Genomic DNA, 17,115 nt, shown 5'->3' with positions numbered 1-17,115 from the left:
GCTCACGTCTTCGCCGTCGCCAGCACGGCGGCGAGATGGGCGACTTCGAGATCGCCAGCCAGGTCGTAGAGCTGGAGCCGGATCGGCGCATTGCCCGGGAGCCGGGGTTGGGGGTAGTCCGAACGGAACGCCGGGTTCTTCCGGGCGACGGGCAACTACCGCCCCTCGGGTCGCGGGCGGCCCTCTGGACCTTCGACGAACCGCATGAGGACACCGGGATCGGGCCAGGCGTAGCGCAGCCTCGCCGGGGAGCCCTCGAGCCGACCGGGAACGCCGCCCACAGGTGGCACGTCCGCCACTTCGACGCTTCGCCCACCGAGAGCTTGATAGAAGCGTTGGGCCGAGACGTTCCCTTCCAGGACCCACAGATGAAGTCCCGAGCCAGGCCGTCTCTTGACCACGACGCCGGCGCTTCGGCCCAAGAGTAGGGCTCCGATGCCCCGGCGCTGGTGGCTCTCGACGACATGAAGGTTGTCCAGGAGAGCTCCCCACCTGCGGCTCTCGTCGAGGACTGTGTGCGCGAAGCCGACGATGGCTCCGTCGGCTTCAGCAACGATGGTGCAAGCGCGCTCGGACGTCTTTCGCAGTCGCTTGCTCCAGACCCCTTGGCGATCTGAGGTCACGTCGCCGTCCAGGAAGGCGTCGGAATACGCACCCCGAAATGGCGACGCCAACTATCGGCGTGCAGGCCCGCGACGGCGTCGGCGTCGGCGGCGCCGGCGAACCGGAGCTGTAGCTGTAGCGAGGACATCGGGCGACATTCTCTGCGCCCCATGACCGACGAGCCAGTGAATTTCCGGTGGACGGCGACCAGGCTAGGCCGAGGCCGGCGCCCCACCGAGGTATGCGGCTGCCACCCCCTTCGGCACGACCATGCGCCAGGCGTCGAGGACGAGTTCGCGCATCTCGCTGGGCTCGAGTGCCCCGAGGCGTACCGCGACCCAGTTGTAACGAAGGTCCGACAGGCCGGGCATCCGGAATTTCCCGGGCTCGGAGGCGACGAGAGCCTCGCGCTCGTCCTTGGGGAAGGCGAACCCCATCTCCGTCTCATCGCGGGAGAAGGCGAGATACACGATTCGACCGACGCGAAACCTGACTCGATCATGGACTAGCGCTTCGTAGGAGCGCGGTAACCGAGACGCTATGGAGCGCACATCATCGATGGTCACCATCCCGCGAGTTTGCACCAAGACGGGCATCCATGGTGCTTCCCGGTAGCACAGTCTGCGCACGCGGCGCCTGCGGAGACCCCGCCTGCGCGGGTGCCGTCTCCTGAGGCATCGCCGACAGTCGGGCGGCCTCTTCCTTGGTGATCTTGCTCACGCTCCCGCACAGGGCGCACTGCATGAGGTGCTTTCGCGCAAATGGGATCACCGGGATGAAGAACAGCGTGAACCAGCGCACCCGCAGGATCAGCGTCTGTGCCGCCGGCTTCTGACAGGTCCCGCACACCAGCAGCAGCCGAGTCAGGACCTTGGAGCGGCTCCGAAAACCGAAGATCAAGAACACGGCAGTTCCCCTCAGCCGGACGCATCGACGGCCTTACAACGAGCAACCCGACCGCAAGAGACGGGTGCCTCGAAAACGTTCCTTCGGTTCGTCCAGCCGATCTGGGGTCGGATCGGTCTCCCGGCTCAGCTCAGGGTGCAGCCGAGCGCCGAGTTGCTGAACTCCTCCTGAACGATGTACGGGTTGCCGTTCATCGTGATGTCCGCCCCGTTCGGCGAGGTCGGACCGTAGGTGTAGGCGCACTTGTCGCCGATCTCGGATCCGGTCGCGTCGTACCAGGCGCTGATCGTCGGATCGGTGACCGTCTCCATGAGTTCGTGCGAGGTGGTGCTGATCTCCGCATCAGCGTCGATGTCGTTGTTCGGGCTGGCGCTCGACTGCGTCCCGCAGGCCGCGAGGTTCGTCCCGTCGTAGGGCATCGAGGCGTACAGCACGGTTTGGCCGTTGGAGCCGAAGTCTCCGTGATATGCGCAATAGGTGGAGAACGAGCATGCACCGGCGTTGCACTGGCTCTCGCCCTTGGCCAGGTAGACGTAGAACTGGTGACCGATGCCGCCGGTCCAGCCGTTGGCCGTCATCGCCTTTGCCACTTCGGCCTGGAGGTCAATGTCCTGCACGGCCGACGGGGGGTACGGGGCGGTGTCCACCCAGCTACCGCCGAAGTGCGAGCTGTTGACGATGTCCTGGTTCTGGCTGCCGACGCTCTGGTAGTACTGGGTCGCGACCCCGTAGAGACCGCTCCCGCCGATGTCGCCGAAGAAGCGTTGGATCAAGCTGTTGTAGGTCGGCGCGACGAATGAACCCGTGGGCTCCCAGAAGATCGCGTAGTTGGTCGTGCCAGCCTGTTCCACCGGGCCGCCGTTGTACTGGAGCGGGATCGGAATACAGCCCGGGCTCCCCGTGCCGAGGCATCCCGTGGAGACCCCGAGGGTGTGCTGCACCGCCTGCCGGGTGAGCAGCAGGTGGACGTGCGGGTTCCCGGCTCCGCCGACGTCGGCAGCCTGGGCCTGGGTGGCCAGCCCCAGGGCCGCCGTGGCTGTGGCCGCAACCGCGACCAGCGCACTCGAGATCTTCCTCACGGGTCCTCCTCGCCGCGCAGGTGCCTATGCCCACACAACGGCTGGTTCCGCGGAAGATCTCGCCTCGATCTCGCTGAAGACCGCTACCGGTCAGGGTTGGCCCGGGTCCTCCGGGGACTCGGGCCCGCTGGCGGGCTCGGTGAAGAAGTCCTTGATCGCGCGCCCGGCGGCCGAGAGCGCCCCGCCGTCCGCCGGATCTGCCTGCGCACCCGTCCCGACCGCCGGCTGCGCATGGCCATTCGGCGCCGCATGCCCGTACGGGATCGCCGGCTCGGCATGCCCGGCGGGCCCGGACTCGAGCAGCGGCCGTCGGTGCGCCGGCAGCGGCTTCGTCGGTTCGATGAAGGCCCCGGAGGGGAGCCGGACGATGATCCCGGACTCGATGCCGTGGTGGAGCAGATCCGCGTCGCTGTGCTGCAACCCGAGACAGATTCGCTTCGTGACGTAGAACGACAGCAGCGGCAGGACGATGATCAACACGCGCAGTGCCCAGGTCGTGCCCTGGAGCGACCAATCGAAGGTCTTCGCCAGCACGTCGTTGCCGCCCCCGACGAGCAGCACCAGGTAGAAGACGATCGCGAGGACCCCGGCCGCTGTCCGGTTCGCCTTGTTCCGCGGCCGGTCGAGCACGTTGTGGTAAGCGTGGTCCTTGGTCTTCCATCGCTCCAGCCACGGGATCAGCCCGAGGAGGGTGAACATGATTCCGGGCAGAATGATCCCCGGGAACAGGACGTTCAGGTCGATCGTGTGGCCGAACAGGTTCCACTCGATGTTCGGCATCAACCGCAGCGACCCCTCGAGGAACCCGATGTACCAGTCCGGCTGGGAGCCGGCGCTGACCACCGCCGGGTTGTACGGACCGTAGAGCCAGATCGGGTTGATCTGGGCGAAGCCGCCGAGCAGCGCGGAGACGCCGAAGACGAGGAAGAGGAATCCCTGCGTCTTCCAGGCGAAGCCGGGCCAGATCGTCGAGCCGATGACGTTGTGCTCGGTCTTGTCAGGTCCCGCGAAGTCGGTGTGCTTCTGATGCCACAAGATCATCATGTGGGCGGTGATCAGGGCGAGCAGAAGCCCGGGCACGAGCAAGATGTGGGCGATGTACAGCCTTGGGATGAAGTCCTGGCCCGGGAACGCGCCGCCGAACACGAAGAAGGCCAGCCAGGTCCCGACCAGCGGGATCGACTCGAGCACCGAGTAAGCGATCCGGATGCCCGTGCCGGAGAGCAGGTCGTCCGGCAGCGAGTATCCGGCGAACCCTTCCAGGATGGCCAGGGTCAGCAAACCGACACCGATCAGCCAGTTGATCTCCCGTGGCTTGCGGTAGGCGCCCGTGAAGTACACCCGCATGAGGTGCACGAAGATCGCGGATACGAAGATCAGGGCTGCCCAGTGGTGGATCTGCCGGATGATCAGGCCGGCCCGGACGTCGAAGCTGATGTGCAGCGTGGAGGCGTAGGCCTCGGACATCTTCAGCCCGCGAAGGGGCGCGTAGCTGCCGTTGTAGAACACCTCCTGGCTGCTGGCCCTGAAGAACAAGCTGAGGTAGGTGCCGGTGAGCAGCAGGATGACGAAGCTGTACAGGGCGATCTCGCCCAGCATGAAAGACCAGTGGTCCGGGAAGACCTTGTTGAGGTTGCGCCGGAGGAAGTTGGCGCTGCCGAAACGGTCGTCGACCACCCGCAAGGTCTTGCGGGTAGCGGTCTCCGCGGGCGAGGTCACCCGCGCTCCCAGAAGCTCGGTCCGCAGGGCTCGTGGAAGGGGCTCTGGGCCCGGAAGTAGCCGGCGGCGTCGAGCATGATCGGCAGCTGCGGCAGGGAGCGCGCCGCCGGCCCGAAGATGACCTTCGCGCCCTCGGTGGCGAGGAAGGTGGACTGGTGGCAGGGGCAGAGCATGTGATGCGTCTGCTCCTCGTACAGACCGATCGGGCATCCGGCGTGTGTGCAGATCTTCGAGTAGGCCACGTGGTCCGCGGCCGCCCACGACTCGCGGCCCGGCAGCGGCCGGTTCTCGCCGGGTCGTAGCCGGATCAGCAGGGTCGGGGTCAGTGCGTTGGCGTTCGTGTCGGTGCTGCCCTCGGGCATCACCGTGACGTACCCGCCCATCTCCAGGTCGCCGAGCATGATCGGTCGACCGGTGTTGATGTCGACCATCCGGTCGCCCGCCGTCCAGGCGGTCGTCCGCAGCGTGTCCTTCAGCGCCGGGCCCATGTCACGGAGAGCGACGATCGCCGGCAGCCCGAGGACGCCGAGCGCGAGCCCGGCGGAGCGCAGGACGAGGGGCCGGCGAGCGATGCCCATCGAGGTGGCGCCGTCGAGGACAACCTTCTCCGCCGCGAGCTCGTCCTCGGGCGTGGAGTGCATCGGCTCGCGCTCCTGGACGTACTTCACGTGCGGCATGAGCCGCTTCGCCCAGACGATGAACGCGGCCCCGGTCCCGCACAACGCCGCGCCCAGTGCGGCGCCCATGAGGAAGTTGACCCGGCGCAGGTGTGCCAGGTTGGCCCCGCTCACGCTGGTGAAAAACCAGATGGCACAGAAACCCAGCGAGCCGATCGCGGAGAGCAGGAACAGCGCCGCCACGATCCGTTCCCCGCGCTTGGCCTCGATCGGGTCGTCGTCGGTTCGCGAGTAGACGGTGACGTGCGCGAGCGGGTCGGGGGTTTGCGCCTCCGCCGCCCGGTTGGGCGCAGGCATGGGTGCCGCCGGCTCGGCGCGGCGGCCGATCCGGCGCAGCGGCCCCGGTCGGCGCACCGGTGGGGGCTGCTCGTCCGTCATGCCCGGGCCCCGATCCACACGGTGACCCCGACGAGGAGCCCGATCCCGGCGATCCAGCCGACCGCACCTTCCGGAATCGGCCCGATCCGACCGAGTCCGTTGCCCCCGGGGTTGGCCTCGTTCCGCGTGGTCATGAGGTAGTTGATGATCGAGAGCTTTTCGCGGCTGGAGAGTTGGCTGTTCGAGAACGGCGGCATCTGCTCCGGCCCGGTGAGCATGGCCTCGTAGATCTGGGTGGGCGTCGCCTGGCTGAGCGACGGTGCGTACGCCCCGTAGGTTAGGTCGCCCCCCGAGCCGATCGCGTTGTGACAGGCCGCGCAGTTCGTCCGGAACAGATCCCCACCGAGCGCCGGGTCCGTCGCCTGGTAGTTCAGGTCGCTGGGAATCGCCGGCCCGGGCGCTAGCGAGGCGACATAGGCGGCGAGCGCGTGGATCTGGTCCTGGCTGAACCGGGGCGGCTTGCGGGGCTCCTCGGCGGCCTGATGGGTGGCGGCGGGCATTCGGCCGGTCCCGACCTGGAAGTCGACCGCGGCCGCACCGACCCCGATGAGGCTCGGTGCGTTGCTTCCACCCTCCGCGTTGAGCCCGTGGCAGCTGGCGCAGCTCACTTCGTAGAGCTGACGCCCATAGCTAACGGTCTGCGCGCCGACACCGGGTAGGCGATTCGCGGCGTTCCCGCTGGGCGCGACCGCCGCGTAGAGGCCACCGAGGGCAGCGAGCGAGACGAGCAGGACCCCGTAGCTCGACAGCCGCCGGGACCGCCGGCCGCGGCCCGAAGCGTCTGCGGGCCGGCTGGACGTCACGGTCGGCTCCCCAGGTTCACGGGTCACGGCGGGCTCCCGACGGCTCGCGCTCAACGGATCAGGTAGATCGTGGTGAACAGTCCGATCCACACCACATCGACGAAGTGCCAGTAATACGAAACGACGATCGCGGTGGTGGCCTTCTCCGGGGTGAAACGTCCGAAACTGGTGCGCAGAAGGACGAAGACGAACGCGACCAGGCCGCCGAGCACATGCAGCCCGTGGAACCCGGTGGTCACGTAGTACACCGAGCCGTACGGGTGGCTGGCGAGCGAGAACTGGTTATGCACGAAGTATTCGTAGGCCTGGCCGCCGATGAACACCGACCCCATGAAGAACGTGACGATGAACCAGAAACGCAGGCCGGCAATGTCCCCACGCTCGGCCGCGAACACGCCCAGCTGGCAGGTGACGCTGGAGAGCACGAGGACGATCGTGAACGGGGCGGCGGCCTTGATATCGAGAACGACACCGTGCGCGGGCCACACCGTACTGACGCTGCGGACGGTGAAATACATCGCGAAAAGCGCGGCGAAGAACATCAACTCGCTGGACAGCCAGACGATGGTCCCGACGCTGGTCATGTTCGGGCGGGACAACGACCCGTGCGGGGGGGCGCCGTCGAGGGCGGCAGCGGTGGCCACGGCGTGCATTCAACCAGCCGCCGGTCGGGCCCGTGCCGCGACCCCCCGACGGAAGGTGCTCGGATTCGGCTCCGAATGATCGCGGACCGGACTGCGGAGCCCGAGGTCGGTGCCGGACGTCCGTTGACCTGCCCCGGTGCCGCTCCTAGGGTCGAGAGGGCGTACCGAGCCGGGACGGAGGGGCGGATGACCGTTGGCACCAGGCTGATCGGCTCGACGTCCAAGCCGGTCCCCAGGGCCGGCGACACCCGGCGTCGTTGCCCGGTGTGCCGCGAGCGGCTCTCCTCCTACAATCCCGGCCCGAATTGCTACGCGCACACCGCCGAGATCCCGTGGCGCGGCCCCGCGGTGAAACCCCGCTCCTAGACGTCGACCGGGCCGACCCTCCAGCCACGGTCGGTACCATGCCTCGGTGACCGAGGATCAGCCGGGCGGCGAGCAGCTCACCGTGCTCGTGTACAGCCACGATCCGGTCATCCGCGAGCAGGTGCGGCTAGCCGTCGGGCATCGTCCGGACCGGGCGCTGCCGCCGATCGCCTACATCGAGGAGGCGACCGGCGGCGGGGTCGTCGCCCGCTGCGATGCCGGCGGGATCGATCTCGCGATCCTCGACGGGGAGGCGTGGCCAACCGGCGGCATGGGGATCTGCCGGCAGTTGCGGGACGAGCTGGCGACGCCGCCGCCGGTTCTGCTGCTCACCGGCCGCCCGGACGACGCGTGGTTGGCCACCTGGTCGCGGGCCGAGGCAGCGGTCCCGCACCCGATCGACGCGGTCCGGCTGACCGCGGCGGTCACCGACCTGCTGCGGCGTTTTCCCGCCCGCCGCTGATTCGCCCGGGTCCCCTGTGCCCGGCTGGGCGGAACTGCTCGCGACCTTGATCGAGGGGCGCTCACTCGCGGCCACGGACACCACCTGGGCGATGCGCGAGATCATGAGCGGGGAGGCGACACCGGCCCAGGTCGCGGGGTTCGCGGTGGCCCTACGGGCCAAGGGCGAGACCGCCGAGGAGGTCGCCGGGCTCGTCGCGGCCATGCTCGCCGAGGTTGCTCCGCTCCGGGTGCCCGGTCCGGCCGTGGACACCTGCGGGACCGGCGGCGACCGTGCGCACACGGTGAACATCTCGACGATGGCGGCCGTGGTGGCCCGCGGCGCCGGCGCGACGGTGGTCAAGCACGGCAACCGGGCGGCTTCCTCCGCCTGCGGGTCCGCTGACCTGCTCGAGGCCCTGGGCGTCGTCGTCGACCTGGCGCCGGACGGCGTCGCGCGGTGCGTCGCCGAGACCGGCATCGGCTTCTGTTTCGCCCCGGTGTTTCACCCAGCGCTGCGGCACACGTCAGCGGCGCGCCGCGAGCTGGGTATCCCGACGGTGTTCAACTTCCTCGGGCCGTTGACCAATCCGGCGCTTCCGGGCGCGCAAGCCGTGGGGGTCTCGGATGCCCGGATGGCCGGCGTGGTGGCTGGGGTTCTCGCCGCCCGGGGGGTTGCGGCGCTGGTGTTCCGCGGCGAGGACGGTCTCGACGAGCTGACCACGACCACCTCGTCGCGGGTCTGGGTGGTGGCCGGCGGCGAGGTGGTCGAGGCGACGCTCGACCCCGCTCGGCTCGGGTTCGCCGCCCCGCCGCCCGGGGCTTTGACCGGGGGGAGCGCGGCGGACAACGCCGAGGTGGCGCGGGGCGTGTTCGGCGGGGCCAGGGGTCCGGTGCGCGACGCGGTCCTGCTCAACACGGCGGCCGCGCTCGTCGCCCTCGACGGCCCCCGGGTCGACAGCCTGCTCGAGCAGCTCGCCGACGGCGTGGCCCGGGCGACCGCCTCGGTCGACTCCGGGGCGGCGGCCGACGCGCTCGAACGGTGGGTCGCCGCCAGCCGCGACGCGGCCGACGCCTGAACCGGTCAGCCGTCGGAGCCGAGGGCGAAGGCGGCTTCGAGGTCGTGGCGACTGTAGGACCGGAAGGCGACGTGGGTTTCGGTGGAGGTGATGCCGGCCACCTTGTTGAGCCGGTCGGCGATCGCCTCGGCGAGCTCGTCGTGTTGCCGGACCCGGACCATGACGATGAGGTCGAACTCGCCGGTTACCGAGTACACCTCACTCACCGACGGCAGGGCGGAGATCGCTTCGGCCACCTCGGGGATCCGATCGACGGCGGCCTTGACGAGCACGATGGCGGTGATCATCGGTTCTCCTCGCGACGGACCGGCGTCACAGCAGCCGGCGCAGCTCTAGTAGGTCCCGGAAGCTCGCGTGTACGGCCACCCGGCCCCGGATCCACGCGCCGGGGAAGGCGGGCGGGTGCCGGCCGATCGCGACCAGGTCGTCGCTGGTCGCGGTGAAGCGGACGTGCGCCTGTTTCGCGTCCTCCATGGCGGCCGGTACCACTCCATGCAGACCGTCGCCATCCAAGCGGCCGACGTAGGCGAGGTCGAGGTCGGTGACGACTAGGGACAGCTGGCGCTCCGGGAGGTGGTTCCGGCGGACCTCCGGATCGAGCTGCTCCAACGCGTCGCAGAGCTGCCCGATCGCCCGTTCGCACTCCTTGCGCGTCGCCATCCCCGCCCACGCTACGACGCCGCCCGGTCTTCCGGTGCGGACTCCTCAGCGTTGCGGGCGGATCCGGCGACGGTCGGCGAGCGGATCCGCGGCTCCGGCCGCTCCGGCGAGCTGCTCCAGCCAGCCGCGCCAGCGCAGCGGGCCCTGGAGCGGGCACGCGTACACCCCGTCGAGCTGGACGAGCCGCGTCCCCGGCCGCTCCAGCCAGCTCAGGACACACTCCATCTCCTCGGCCGAGCCGTCGGCACCCGGCGGCCCGGCGGACGAGCCGTCACTCGTCCGTACCGCCGGGAGTGACGCGAGAAGCGCCGTCAAGTGCCGGGCCGGGGGTGACCCCGCGGGCGACGCATCCGCCGCGATCAGCCGGCCGGCCTCGACGACGGCGAAGTCGTAGCCGCCGTCGGCCGGTTGGGCGGCCACGAGCCGGCCCACGGCCAGCAGCCCGGTGAGCCGTTGCCGGCGGACGGCGGCGCGCAGGAAACAGGCGAGCCGGTCCCGGGCGGAGCCCGCTTCCTCGAAACGCTCGGCCGACACCAGCTCTCGGATCCGGGCCCGCGTGGCATCGATCACCGGCTCGGGGTCCGCGCGCATCGCGCCGGCGACCGCGTCGACGAGCGGCCGGTAGTCCTCGACCTCGAGCTCGCCGTCGCACGGCGCCGGGCACCGGCCGAGGTCGGCGAGGGCGCAGCGGGGGCGCGGGCGCCCCCGGGCGAGCCGAGGCGTGCAGCGGCGGAGCGGGAAGGTCTCGTGCACCGCGTCCCGGGCCAGCTCCGCGGCCCGGGCGGACGGAAATGGGCCGAGCCAGACCGTGTCCGTCGCCGGCGACCGGCGCAGGATGCTCAGCCGAGGGAACGGCTCGTCGGTGAGAACGAGGTAGCTGGCGCGCTCGGGGAAGCGCGAGCGCTTGTTGTACGGCGGTTTGTGTTCGGCGATCAGGCGCAGCTCCCGGACATCGGCCTCGAGACCGTGCGCGCAGGGCAGGTAGTCCACCCGCTCGGCGATCCCGACCATTTCCGCGATCCGGGCCCTGCGCTCGGAGCCGGCGAAGTAGCTGCGGACCCGGGTGGCCACGTCCCGGCTCTTGCCGACATAGAGGATGCGGCCCCGTCCGTCGCGGAACATGTAGACCCCGGGGGCATGCGGTAGGCCTTCGGCGAGCCGGCGCTTGCGTCGAAGGGCCGGCGTGACCAGCGAGGAGAAGGCGCGCAGCTCCTCGAGCGTGTGCACGCCGAGGCCGCCGAGCCGGGCGATCAGCCCGTGCAACACGTCGACCGTTGCCCGGGCGTCGTCGAGGGCCCGGTGGGTGGGGGTGGCGGAGGTCCGGAAGAGCCGGGCCAGCGTCGCGAGCCGGCAATCCGGCGCCTCGTCGCGGGTCAGTACCCGCCGGGCGAGCCGGGCAGTGTCGACCGAGTCGAAACCTGGCCAGGCCAGGTCGAGGCGGCTGCAACCGGCCCGGAGGAACCCGAGGTCGAACGGCGCGTTGTGTGCGACCAGAACCGACGTTCCGGCCCAGCCGAGAAAATCCGGGAGCACGGCGGCCAGTCCGGGCGCCGTGGCCACCATCGCCTCGGTGATCCCGGTGAGTACCGCGATGAATGGGGGGATCGAGGTCTGCGGGTTGACCAGGGTGTGGAACTCGCCGAGCGGTTCCCCGCCACGGACCTTCACCGCCCCGATCTCGGTGATCGCGGCGGCGGCCGGGGACCCGCCGGTCGTCTCGAGGTCGACGACGACGAAGGTGACGTCGACGAGCAGTGTGCCGAGATCGGCGAAACTGGCCTGCCGGGCGACCGTCTGCTGCCCCGTCGTCATGCCTGCCGACGCTAGGCCTCAGCACCGACATTTCCGGTCGGCGACACACCTGTCGCGACCCGGGTCACCGGGCCGAGGCCCGGGTCCGGACAATCTGGCCCATGACCGATGACACGCTCCGCCAGCGAGCCGAGCAGCTGGCGGGGATCCGGGCGGACTTCCTCGGCATGGGCGGCCCTGATCTCGTCGCCCGCCAGCACAGCCTGGGCAAGCTCACCGTCCGGGAACGGCTCGATCTGCTCTTCGATCCGGGCAGCTTCGTCGAGACCGGCCTGTACGCGCAGGCGGTCGACTCGCCGCAGTCACAGAACAAGCGCACCCCCGGCGACGGGTGTCTCACCGGAGTCGGCAAGGTCGACGGCCGGCTGGTATCCGTCGTCGCCTACGACTTCACCGTCCTTGCCGGTTCGATCGGCATGCACGGCGAGCGCAAGGCGGCTAGGGCCCGGGACTTCGCGGTCAAGCACGGCACTGCGATCGTCTACCTACTGGACTCCGCGGGGGCCCGGGTCACCGAGAGCGTCGGTGCGGCCTTCGCTGGGGCGGGCGACCTGTTCCGCGAGATGACGACGATGAGCGGGGTGATCCCGCAGGTGGCGGCGATGCTGGGCCCCTGCTCGGCGGGGACCGCTTACATCCCCGCGCTGTGCGACTTCGTGCCGATGGTGAAAGGCACCAGTTCGATGGCGCTCGCCGGGGTGCACCTGGTCCGGGCGGCCACCGGAGAGGAGGTCACCGAGGAGGAGATGGGCGGCTCGGGGGTGCACAACAAAATCTCCGGGGTCGCCGACCGGGAGTGCGCGGACGACGCCGAATGCCTGGCCGTCGTCCGCGAGTACCTGTCGTTCTTCCCCAGCCGGTACGGGGACGCCCCGCCGACGCAGCCGAGCGACGACCCGGTCGACCGCCGGGCGGAGGAGCTTTACGAGATCGTGCCGGCGAACCCGCGCCAGGCCTACGACATGCGCAAGGTCATCCGGCTGCTCGTCGACGACGGCCGCTTCTTTGCGATGAAGCCGGACTGGGCGAGATCGGTCCTCACCGGGTTCGCGCACATCGACGGTCGGCCGGTGGGGATCCTCGCCTCGCAGCCGATGGTCATGGCTGGTTCCCTCGGGATCGACGCCGCCGACAAGGCTGCCCGGTTCATCAACCTCTGCGACTCCTTCGACCTGCCGCTGGTGTTCCTCGTGGACGTGCCGGGCTTCGTGGTCGGCAAGGAGGTCGAACACAAGGGGATCATTCGGCACGGCGCGAAGATGCTGTTCAACGTCAGCGAAGCGACCGTACCCAAGATCACAGTCGTGCTACGCAAGGCGTATGGGGCGGGGTACTTCGTTATGGCTGGGAGGCAGTACGAGAGCGACCACCTGATTGCGTGGCCGTCCGCGGAATTCTCCGTCATGGGGCCCGAAGGCGCCGTGAACATCTTGTTCCGCAAGCAGTTGGCCGCGGCCGGGACGGAGTCCGAGCGGGAGGCGCTGCGCGCGGAACTCGTCGCCGGGGTACGCGCCCAGATCGATCCGATGCTCTCGGCGAAGATGGGGTTCGTCGACGACATCATCGACCCGGCTGACACCCGGCGGCACATCGCCACGGGCCTGGAGCTCGCGGCCCGCAAGCGCGTGCTGCGGCCGGCCCGCAAGCGCGGCGTCGTCCCCGTCTGACCCCACCCGCGCGTCGCGCAGACTCGGAGGAGCGTTCCGTGCCGATTCCGGTGCCCGGCGAGCACGAGCGTTGGCGGTGCACGCTGTGCGGCAACCTCACCCGCTTCGACGTCACCCGAACGACCCGGACCCGACAGTACGTTCACGTCGAGCTCTCCGGGCAGCCCACGGTCGAGGAGGAGCAGGTTCTCGCCGACCGGGTCGAGCACGTTCGTTGTCGCTGGTGCAACGCCGAGGACGTCGTCGAGGTGGTGACCCGGCCGGCGGAGTGAGCGCCGGGCCGCTCACCGGGAACTGTCACCGATGGCGGCTAGCGTCGGCCCGAGGCCGGTGGTGGCACCCGCCGCGCCGGTCCGCCGGCCGACTCGGAAGGAACCCTTCGATGATCATCGATTGCGACAGCTGCCAGGTTCGCGGCGCGGCTTGCGCCGACTGCGTGGTAGGCGTGCTCCTGGCCAGCCCACCAGGTGTATTGCAGGTCGACGACGACGAGCGGGCCGCACTGGACGTGCTCGCCGGGTCCGGGCTGGTGCCTCCGCTGCGGCTCGTGCTCCCGGATGCCGCAGCCGGGTGAGGTCCGGATCGGTCGGGGATATTGCCGGGGATATTGCCGGGGAGCGATGCCGGGGACATTGCCGGGCTGTGGATGGCGCATTTGCACCCCCGGTGCTTGGTCACTAAGGTCGCGGAGACCGCACGCCTCGATTCCCGCCCGCCGGGCGGGGGCGCGCGGTCACGCCGAATCTCGGCAGGGCGACCTGCCGGAGCCGGGGACCCACATCCCCTGGGGTGAATCGGTGCGCTCGCGCACCGTAGGGCGACCTTCCCGCCCGAACCCGTCAGCTCACCCGGTAGGCGTCGAGGAAGAAGGGGTGACGCCGCCGTGTCCTGGCGCCGATCGTCGCTTGCTGTCCGTCCACTTTCCGTTCTCTCCGCGCTGGCCTGCGCGGCGATGGTGGCAGCCGTCTTGCCGGCGACCGCCGGTGCCGCACCCGCCGCCTCGATTGGGCAGGTGCGTGCCCAGATTGCCGCGCTGACCGTCCAGGAGGAGCAGTTCACCGAGGCCTACGACCGGTCCCAGGTCGAGCTGGCGGCAGCCGAGCAGCGAGTTCGGGAGCTGCAAGACCGGGTGACCCGGCAGCTCGCGGCCACCACGAAGGCGCGTGCGGGCATCGCCGCCCTGGTCTCGGCCGCCTACCGGAGCGGCGGGTTCGGTCAGGAAATGTCGGTCCTCACCTCGAGCGATCCCGCGTCCTTCCTCACCCAGGCGTCAGACCTCGAACAGATCTCCCGCAACCAGACGGCGGCGCTGGACGCGTTCGTGTCGACCCTCGCCGAGCTCACCCAGGCCCAAGCCGATGTCCGCCACGCCACCGAGGTCCAGGCTTGGCAGACCCGGCAGATCGCGGCGGCCCGGGGGCGAATCGAGTCCACGATCACCGCGGAACGGGCGCTGCTGAGCCGGCTCACCGCCGCGCAGCAGGCGGCGGTCGCCCCGGTGGCGGCCTCGCGATCGGAGGCCCGAGCCCCACTCAGCTTCAACATCCCGGTCGACGGCCGGGCCGCGATCGCGGTCCGGTTCGCCTACGCCCAGATCGGTAAGCCCTACCAGTGGGGCGGATCCGGACCGGACAGCTACGACTGCTCCGGCCTGACCATGCAGGCCTGGGCGGCAGCCGGGGTGGCGCTCGACCACTACGCGGCCAGCCAGCAGTCCTCGACGACCCCCGTATCAGGCGGAAACCTCGAACCCGGAGACCTGATCTTTTTCGGCTATCCCGCCTATCACGTCGGCATCTACATCGGCAACGGGCAGATGATCAACGCGCTGCACTCCGGAACGAACGTCGAGATCGATTCGATAAGCGGGTACACGGACGCCGGTCGGCCGTAACCTGGCGTCCCGCACCGCGCACCGCCGGGGCGTGTCACGAGAGGGGACGGCCGTGCGCGACCTGCGGGTCCTCGGAGTGACAGCCGACGGGGAGCACGTCCTGCTCGGCGCTGGCGCCGGTCGACCGAGCCACCGGCTGGCGGTCGACGAGCGGCTCAGGGCGGCCATCCGGGGCGAGCTCGGACCGCCGGGCGAGTCGGCGGCGGAGAGCGCCCTCACCCCCCGGGAGATCCAGGCCCGGCTGCGCGCCGGCGGCAGCCCCGAGGAAATCGCCCGGGCGGCCGGGGTGCCGGTCACCCGGGTCCTGCGCTACGCCGGCCCCGTGCTCTCCGAGCGGGAGCGGGTGCTCGACGAGGCCTGGGCCGCGCGGATGGCCCGGGCTCGGCGGGGGCTCTCGGCCAGGCCGCTCGGCGAGGCGGTCGCCACCCATCTCGGGGCGGTCTCCGGACTGCGTGCCGAGACCATCCAATGGCGGGCCTGGCGCCGGGACGACAGCCGCTGGGTGGTCGAGGTTAGCTACATCTCCCGGGCCCGCCGTCGCCACGTGGAGTGGCTCTGGCACCCCGTCGAGCGTCATCTCGAACCGCTGGATGCGACGGCGACGTCGCTGGGCTACGTCGACGAACGCACCACGGCGGTGCGACCCGCCGCGAGTGAGCCGGTGCGCCGGCGCAAGGCGACGGGTCGGCCGAAGCGCGTTCCGGCCGGAAAAGCCGCGAAACCGACCCCCGGCCGCAAGCCCCGTACCGCGGTGCCGCCGCCGCCCAAGAGCGTCGGCCGGACCCGCGCACCTCGCAAGGCTGCCGCCCCGGCGGTGCCCCGGACCCGCGCACCTCGCAAGGCTGCCGCCCCGGCGGTGACCCGGACCCGCGCACCTCGCAAGGCTGCCGCCCCGGCGGTGACCCGAACCCGCAAGGCTGCCGCCCCGGCGGTGACCCGAACCCGCGCACCTCGCAAGGCCGCCGCCCCGGCGGTGACCCGAACCCGCAAGGCCGGGGCGGCGAAGAGCCCTCCCAGGACGGTCACGGCCGTCAAGGCGCCCGCCCGGGAGCCGGTAGGCGCGGTTGCGGCGGCCCCGGTGCCCGCGACACTGCCGCGGGCCCGGCCGGGCCCGGGGGCTACGGGCGGGCGCAAGGGACGGGCCACGGTGCCGTCCTGGGCGGACGTGCTGCTAGGCGGCCCGGCAGCGACCACGCAGGGCACCGCCCGGCAGCGGGCCGGCCGCGGATCGTGAGCCTCGCCACCGGCCGGCGGGACGGGGCGCCGGGCGGGTGAAGGCGCTCATCGTGAGCAACGATTTCCCGCCCCGACCGGGTGGCATCCAGGCCTACGTGCACGCCTACGCGACCCGCCTTCCCGACGTCGTCGTCTATGCATCGGACTGGCGAGGTGCCCGCGAGTTCGATGCGGCCCAGCCCTTTCCCGTGATCCGCGACAAGTCCAGCCTGTTGCTGCCGACCGGCCGGGTGGCGCGGCGGGCCCGGGAGATCGCCCGAGCCGAGGGGTGCGACGCCGCCTGGTTCGGGGCCGCGGCGCCGCTAGCCCTGCTCGCGGGTGGGTTGCGGCGGGCCGGCGTCCGCCGTTTCGTCGCTTCCACCCACGGACACGAGGTCGGCTGGGCGCTCGTGCCGGGCGGCCGTCAGGCGTTGCGCCGGATCGGCTCGACCGTCGATGTCGTTACCTACCTGGGCGAGTACACCCGGAGCCGGTTGGCCGGTGCGCTCGGGCCGGCGGCCCGGCTCGTCCAGCTGCCACCGGGGGTGGACCTGGGGGCCTTCCGACCGGAAGCCGGCGGCGAGGAGGTCCGGGTACGGCACGGGTTGGCTGGGCGTCCGGTGGTGGTCTGCGTCTCACGCCTGGTGCGACGCAAGGGCCAGGACATGCTGATCCGGGCGTTGCCGGGCATCCGCCGTCGCGTCGCGGGCACTGCGCTCCTTCTGGTCGGGGGCGGCCCGGACCGGGACCGGCTGGCCGGACTCGCCGAGCGGCACGGGGTCGCCCGTGACGTCGTGTTCACCGGGTCGGTGCCGTGGGCCGAACTGCCCGCTCACTACGCTGCCGGCCACGTGTTCGCCATGCCGTGCCGGACCCGGCGCGCCGGGCTCGAGGTCGAAGGCCTCGGGCTGGTGTTTCTCGAGGCGTCCGCGACCGGGCTGCCGGTCGTCGCCGGCCGCTCCGGCGGCTCTCCGGACGCGGTGCTCGACGGCCGCACCGGACATCTAGTCGACGGGCGCTCCCTCGACGAGGTCTCCGATCGCATCGTCGGCCTGCTGGCGAACCCGGCGCAGGCTCGGGCGATGGGTGAGGTCGGTCGAGAGTGGGTGCGGACGGATTGGCGTTGGGACGTTCTTACCGCCCGGCTCGAGGGGCTGCTCGCCGGATCCTGA

20 protein-coding genes and 1 riboswitch are annotated in these 17,115 nt (G+C 70.8%); of the genes, 9 read left to right on the top strand and 11 right to left on the bottom strand.

The annotated features are described in order from the left end of the window. Nucleotides 1–2: 2 nt before the first annotated feature. From VNG13_05755 to VNG13_05720, 8 genes are all read right to left on the bottom strand, one after another. Entirely contained in the window at nt 3–155 is a 153-nt protein-coding gene (locus VNG13_05755; GenBank protein HVA60027.1) for a hypothetical protein, read from the bottom strand. Nucleotides 156–815: 660 nt separating this feature from the next. Then, entirely contained in the window at nt 816–1,172 is a 357-nt protein-coding gene (locus VNG13_05750; protein HVA60026.1) for an MmcQ/YjbR family DNA-binding protein, read from the bottom strand. Continuing rightward, on the bottom strand, nt 1,156–1,509 hold the full coding sequence (locus VNG13_05745) for a zinc-ribbon domain-containing protein (GenBank protein ID HVA60025.1): 354 nt from the start codon (nt 1,507–1,509) through the stop codon (nt 1,156–1,158). The genes VNG13_05750 and VNG13_05745 overlap by 17 nt, the downstream gene beginning before the upstream one ends. A gap of 125 nt (nt 1,510–1,634) precedes the next feature. Continuing rightward, nucleotides 1,635–2,588 (bottom strand): hypothetical protein, encoded by a 954-nt coding sequence (locus VNG13_05740; protein HVA60024.1) that lies wholly within the window; start codon nt 2,586–2,588, stop codon nt 1,635–1,637. A 90-nt stretch (nt 2,589–2,678) separates the two neighbouring features. Next, on the bottom strand, nt 2,679–4,307 hold the full coding sequence (locus tag VNG13_05735) for a cytochrome bc complex cytochrome b subunit (protein ID HVA60023.1): 1,629 nt from the start codon (nt 4,305–4,307) through the stop codon (nt 2,679–2,681). Further along, the gene (locus VNG13_05730; protein ID HVA60022.1) at nt 4,304–5,362 is read right to left on the bottom strand and encodes a Rieske 2Fe-2S domain-containing protein; all 1,059 of its coding nucleotides are present in this window, start codon (nt 5,360–5,362) and stop codon (nt 4,304–4,306) included. The genes VNG13_05735 and VNG13_05730 overlap by 4 nt, the downstream gene beginning before the upstream one ends. Further along, entirely contained in the window at nt 5,359–6,165 is an 807-nt protein-coding gene (locus VNG13_05725; protein ID HVA60021.1) for a cytochrome c, read from the bottom strand. The genes VNG13_05730 and VNG13_05725 overlap by 4 nt, the downstream gene beginning before the upstream one ends. A 50-nt stretch (nt 6,166–6,215) precedes the next feature. After that, nucleotides 6,216–6,749 (bottom strand): heme-copper oxidase subunit III, encoded by a 534-nt coding sequence (locus VNG13_05720; protein ID HVA60020.1) that lies wholly within the window; start codon nt 6,747–6,749, stop codon nt 6,216–6,218. A gap of 246 nt (nt 6,750–6,995) precedes the next feature. On the opposite strand from VNG13_05720, the gene VNG13_05715 reads away from it, so the two are divergent. The 3 genes from VNG13_05715 to trpD are packed head-to-tail and all read left to right on the top strand — an operon-like array spanning nt 6,996 to nt 8,695. Continuing rightward, nucleotides 6,996–7,175, top strand: coding sequence for a hypothetical protein (locus VNG13_05715; protein ID HVA60019.1), 180 nt, complete (start codon nt 6,996–6,998; stop codon nt 7,173–7,175). Between the two features lie 46 nt (nt 7,176–7,221). Further along, nucleotides 7,222–7,638, top strand: coding sequence for a hypothetical protein (locus VNG13_05710; GenBank protein HVA60018.1), 417 nt, complete (start codon nt 7,222–7,224; stop codon nt 7,636–7,638). A gap of 16 nt (nt 7,639–7,654) precedes the next feature. After that, a complete protein-coding gene (gene trpD, locus VNG13_05705) occupies nt 7,655–8,695 on the top strand; it encodes an anthranilate phosphoribosyltransferase (GenBank protein HVA60017.1) in 1,041 nt (346 codons plus the stop codon). Nucleotides 8,696–8,700: 5 nt separating this feature from the next. Here trpD and VNG13_05700 read toward each other — a convergent pair whose 3' ends face one another. From VNG13_05700 to VNG13_05690, 3 genes are read right to left on the bottom strand one after another with little or no spacing between them, the layout of a single operon-like run. Further along, on the bottom strand, nt 8,701–8,982 hold the full coding sequence (locus VNG13_05700; GenBank protein HVA60016.1) for an Lrp/AsnC ligand binding domain-containing protein: 282 nt from the start codon (nt 8,980–8,982) through the stop codon (nt 8,701–8,703). Between the two features lie 25 nt (nt 8,983–9,007). After that, nucleotides 9,008–9,355 carry a hypothetical protein gene (locus tag VNG13_05695; GenBank protein HVA60015.1) on the bottom strand — a complete coding sequence of 116 codons (348 nt, stop codon included), beginning with the start codon at nt 9,353–9,355 and terminating at the stop codon, nt 9,008–9,010. 45 nt (nt 9,356–9,400) lie between these two features. Next, on the bottom strand, nt 9,401–11,167 hold the full coding sequence (locus tag VNG13_05690) for a DEDD exonuclease domain-containing protein (protein ID HVA60014.1): 1,767 nt from the start codon (nt 11,165–11,167) through the stop codon (nt 9,401–9,403). Between the two features lie 101 nt (nt 11,168–11,268). Between VNG13_05690 and VNG13_05685 the strand changes: the two genes are divergently transcribed. The 6 genes from VNG13_05685 to VNG13_05660 all read left to right on the top strand — a co-directional run bounded on the left by VNG13_05685 (nt 11,269) and on the right by VNG13_05660 (nt 17,115). After that, the gene (locus tag VNG13_05685) at nt 11,269–12,834 is read left to right on the top strand and encodes an acyl-CoA carboxylase subunit beta (protein HVA60013.1); all 1,566 of its coding nucleotides are present in this window, start codon (nt 11,269–11,271) and stop codon (nt 12,832–12,834) included. Nucleotides 12,835–12,872: 38 nt separating this feature from the next. Further along, entirely contained in the window at nt 12,873–13,106 is a 234-nt protein-coding gene (locus VNG13_05680) for a hypothetical protein (GenBank protein ID HVA60012.1), read from the top strand. A 110-nt stretch (nt 13,107–13,216) separates the two neighbouring features. After that, complete coding sequence (locus VNG13_05675) at nt 13,217–13,408, top strand: hypothetical protein (protein ID HVA60011.1); 192 nt, start codon at nt 13,217–13,219, stop codon at nt 13,406–13,408. A 152-nt stretch (nt 13,409–13,560) separates the two neighbouring features. After that, a riboswitch (cyclic di-AMP (ydaO/yuaA leader) is annotated at nt 13,561–13,706 on the top strand. 83 nt (nt 13,707–13,789) lie between these two features. Next, nucleotides 13,790–14,728, top strand: coding sequence for an NlpC/P60 family protein (locus VNG13_05670; protein HVA60010.1), 939 nt, complete (start codon nt 13,790–13,792; stop codon nt 14,726–14,728). A gap of 52 nt (nt 14,729–14,780) precedes the next feature. Then, nucleotides 14,781–15,962 (top strand): septation protein SepH, encoded by a 1,182-nt coding sequence (sepH, locus tag VNG13_05665; protein HVA60009.1) that lies wholly within the window; start codon nt 14,781–14,783, stop codon nt 15,960–15,962. Nucleotides 15,963–16,014: 52 nt separating this feature from the next. Continuing rightward, the gene (locus VNG13_05660) at nt 16,015–17,115 is read left to right on the top strand and encodes a glycosyltransferase family 4 protein (GenBank protein ID HVA60008.1); all 1,101 of its coding nucleotides are present in this window, start codon (nt 16,015–16,017) and stop codon (nt 17,113–17,115) included.

The sequence above is a fragment of the Mycobacteriales bacterium genome (genome assembly GCA_035533475.1).
Taxonomy (GTDB): Bacteria; Actinomycetota; Actinomycetes; order DATLTS01; family DATLTS01; genus DATLTS01.
Note: the sequence above shows the minus strand (reverse complement) of the source record. Positions and strands in the feature narration are given on the sequence as shown.

Coding starts and splice junctions, on each gene's coding strand:
- VNG13_05750 (HVA60026.1), bottom strand. CDS start 1,172: ATGGTGACCATCGATGATGTGCGCTCCATAGCGTCTCGGTTACCGCGC.
- VNG13_05730 (HVA60022.1), bottom strand. CDS start 5,362: ATGACGGACGAGCAGCCCCCACCGGTGCGCCGACCGGGGCCGCTGCGC.
- VNG13_05720 (HVA60020.1), bottom strand. CDS start 6,749: ATGACCAGCGTCGGGACCATCGTCTGGCTGTCCAGCGAGTTGATGTTC.
- VNG13_05715 (HVA60019.1), top strand. CDS start 6,996: ATGACCGTTGGCACCAGGCTGATCGGCTCGACGTCCAAGCCGGTCCCC.
- VNG13_05700 (HVA60016.1), bottom strand. CDS start 8,982: ATGATCACCGCCATCGTGCTCGTCAAGGCCGCCGTCGATCGGATCCCC.
- VNG13_05695 (HVA60015.1), bottom strand. CDS start 9,355: ATGGCGACGCGCAAGGAGTGCGAACGGGCGATCGGGCAGCTCTGCGAC.
- VNG13_05690 (HVA60014.1), bottom strand. CDS start 11,167: ATGACGACGGGGCAGCAGACGGTCGCCCGGCAGGCCAGTTTCGCCGAT.
- VNG13_05685 (HVA60013.1), top strand. CDS start 11,269: ATGACCGATGACACGCTCCGCCAGCGAGCCGAGCAGCTGGCGGGGATC.
- VNG13_05675 (HVA60011.1), top strand. CDS start 13,217: ATGATCATCGATTGCGACAGCTGCCAGGTTCGCGGCGCGGCTTGCGCC.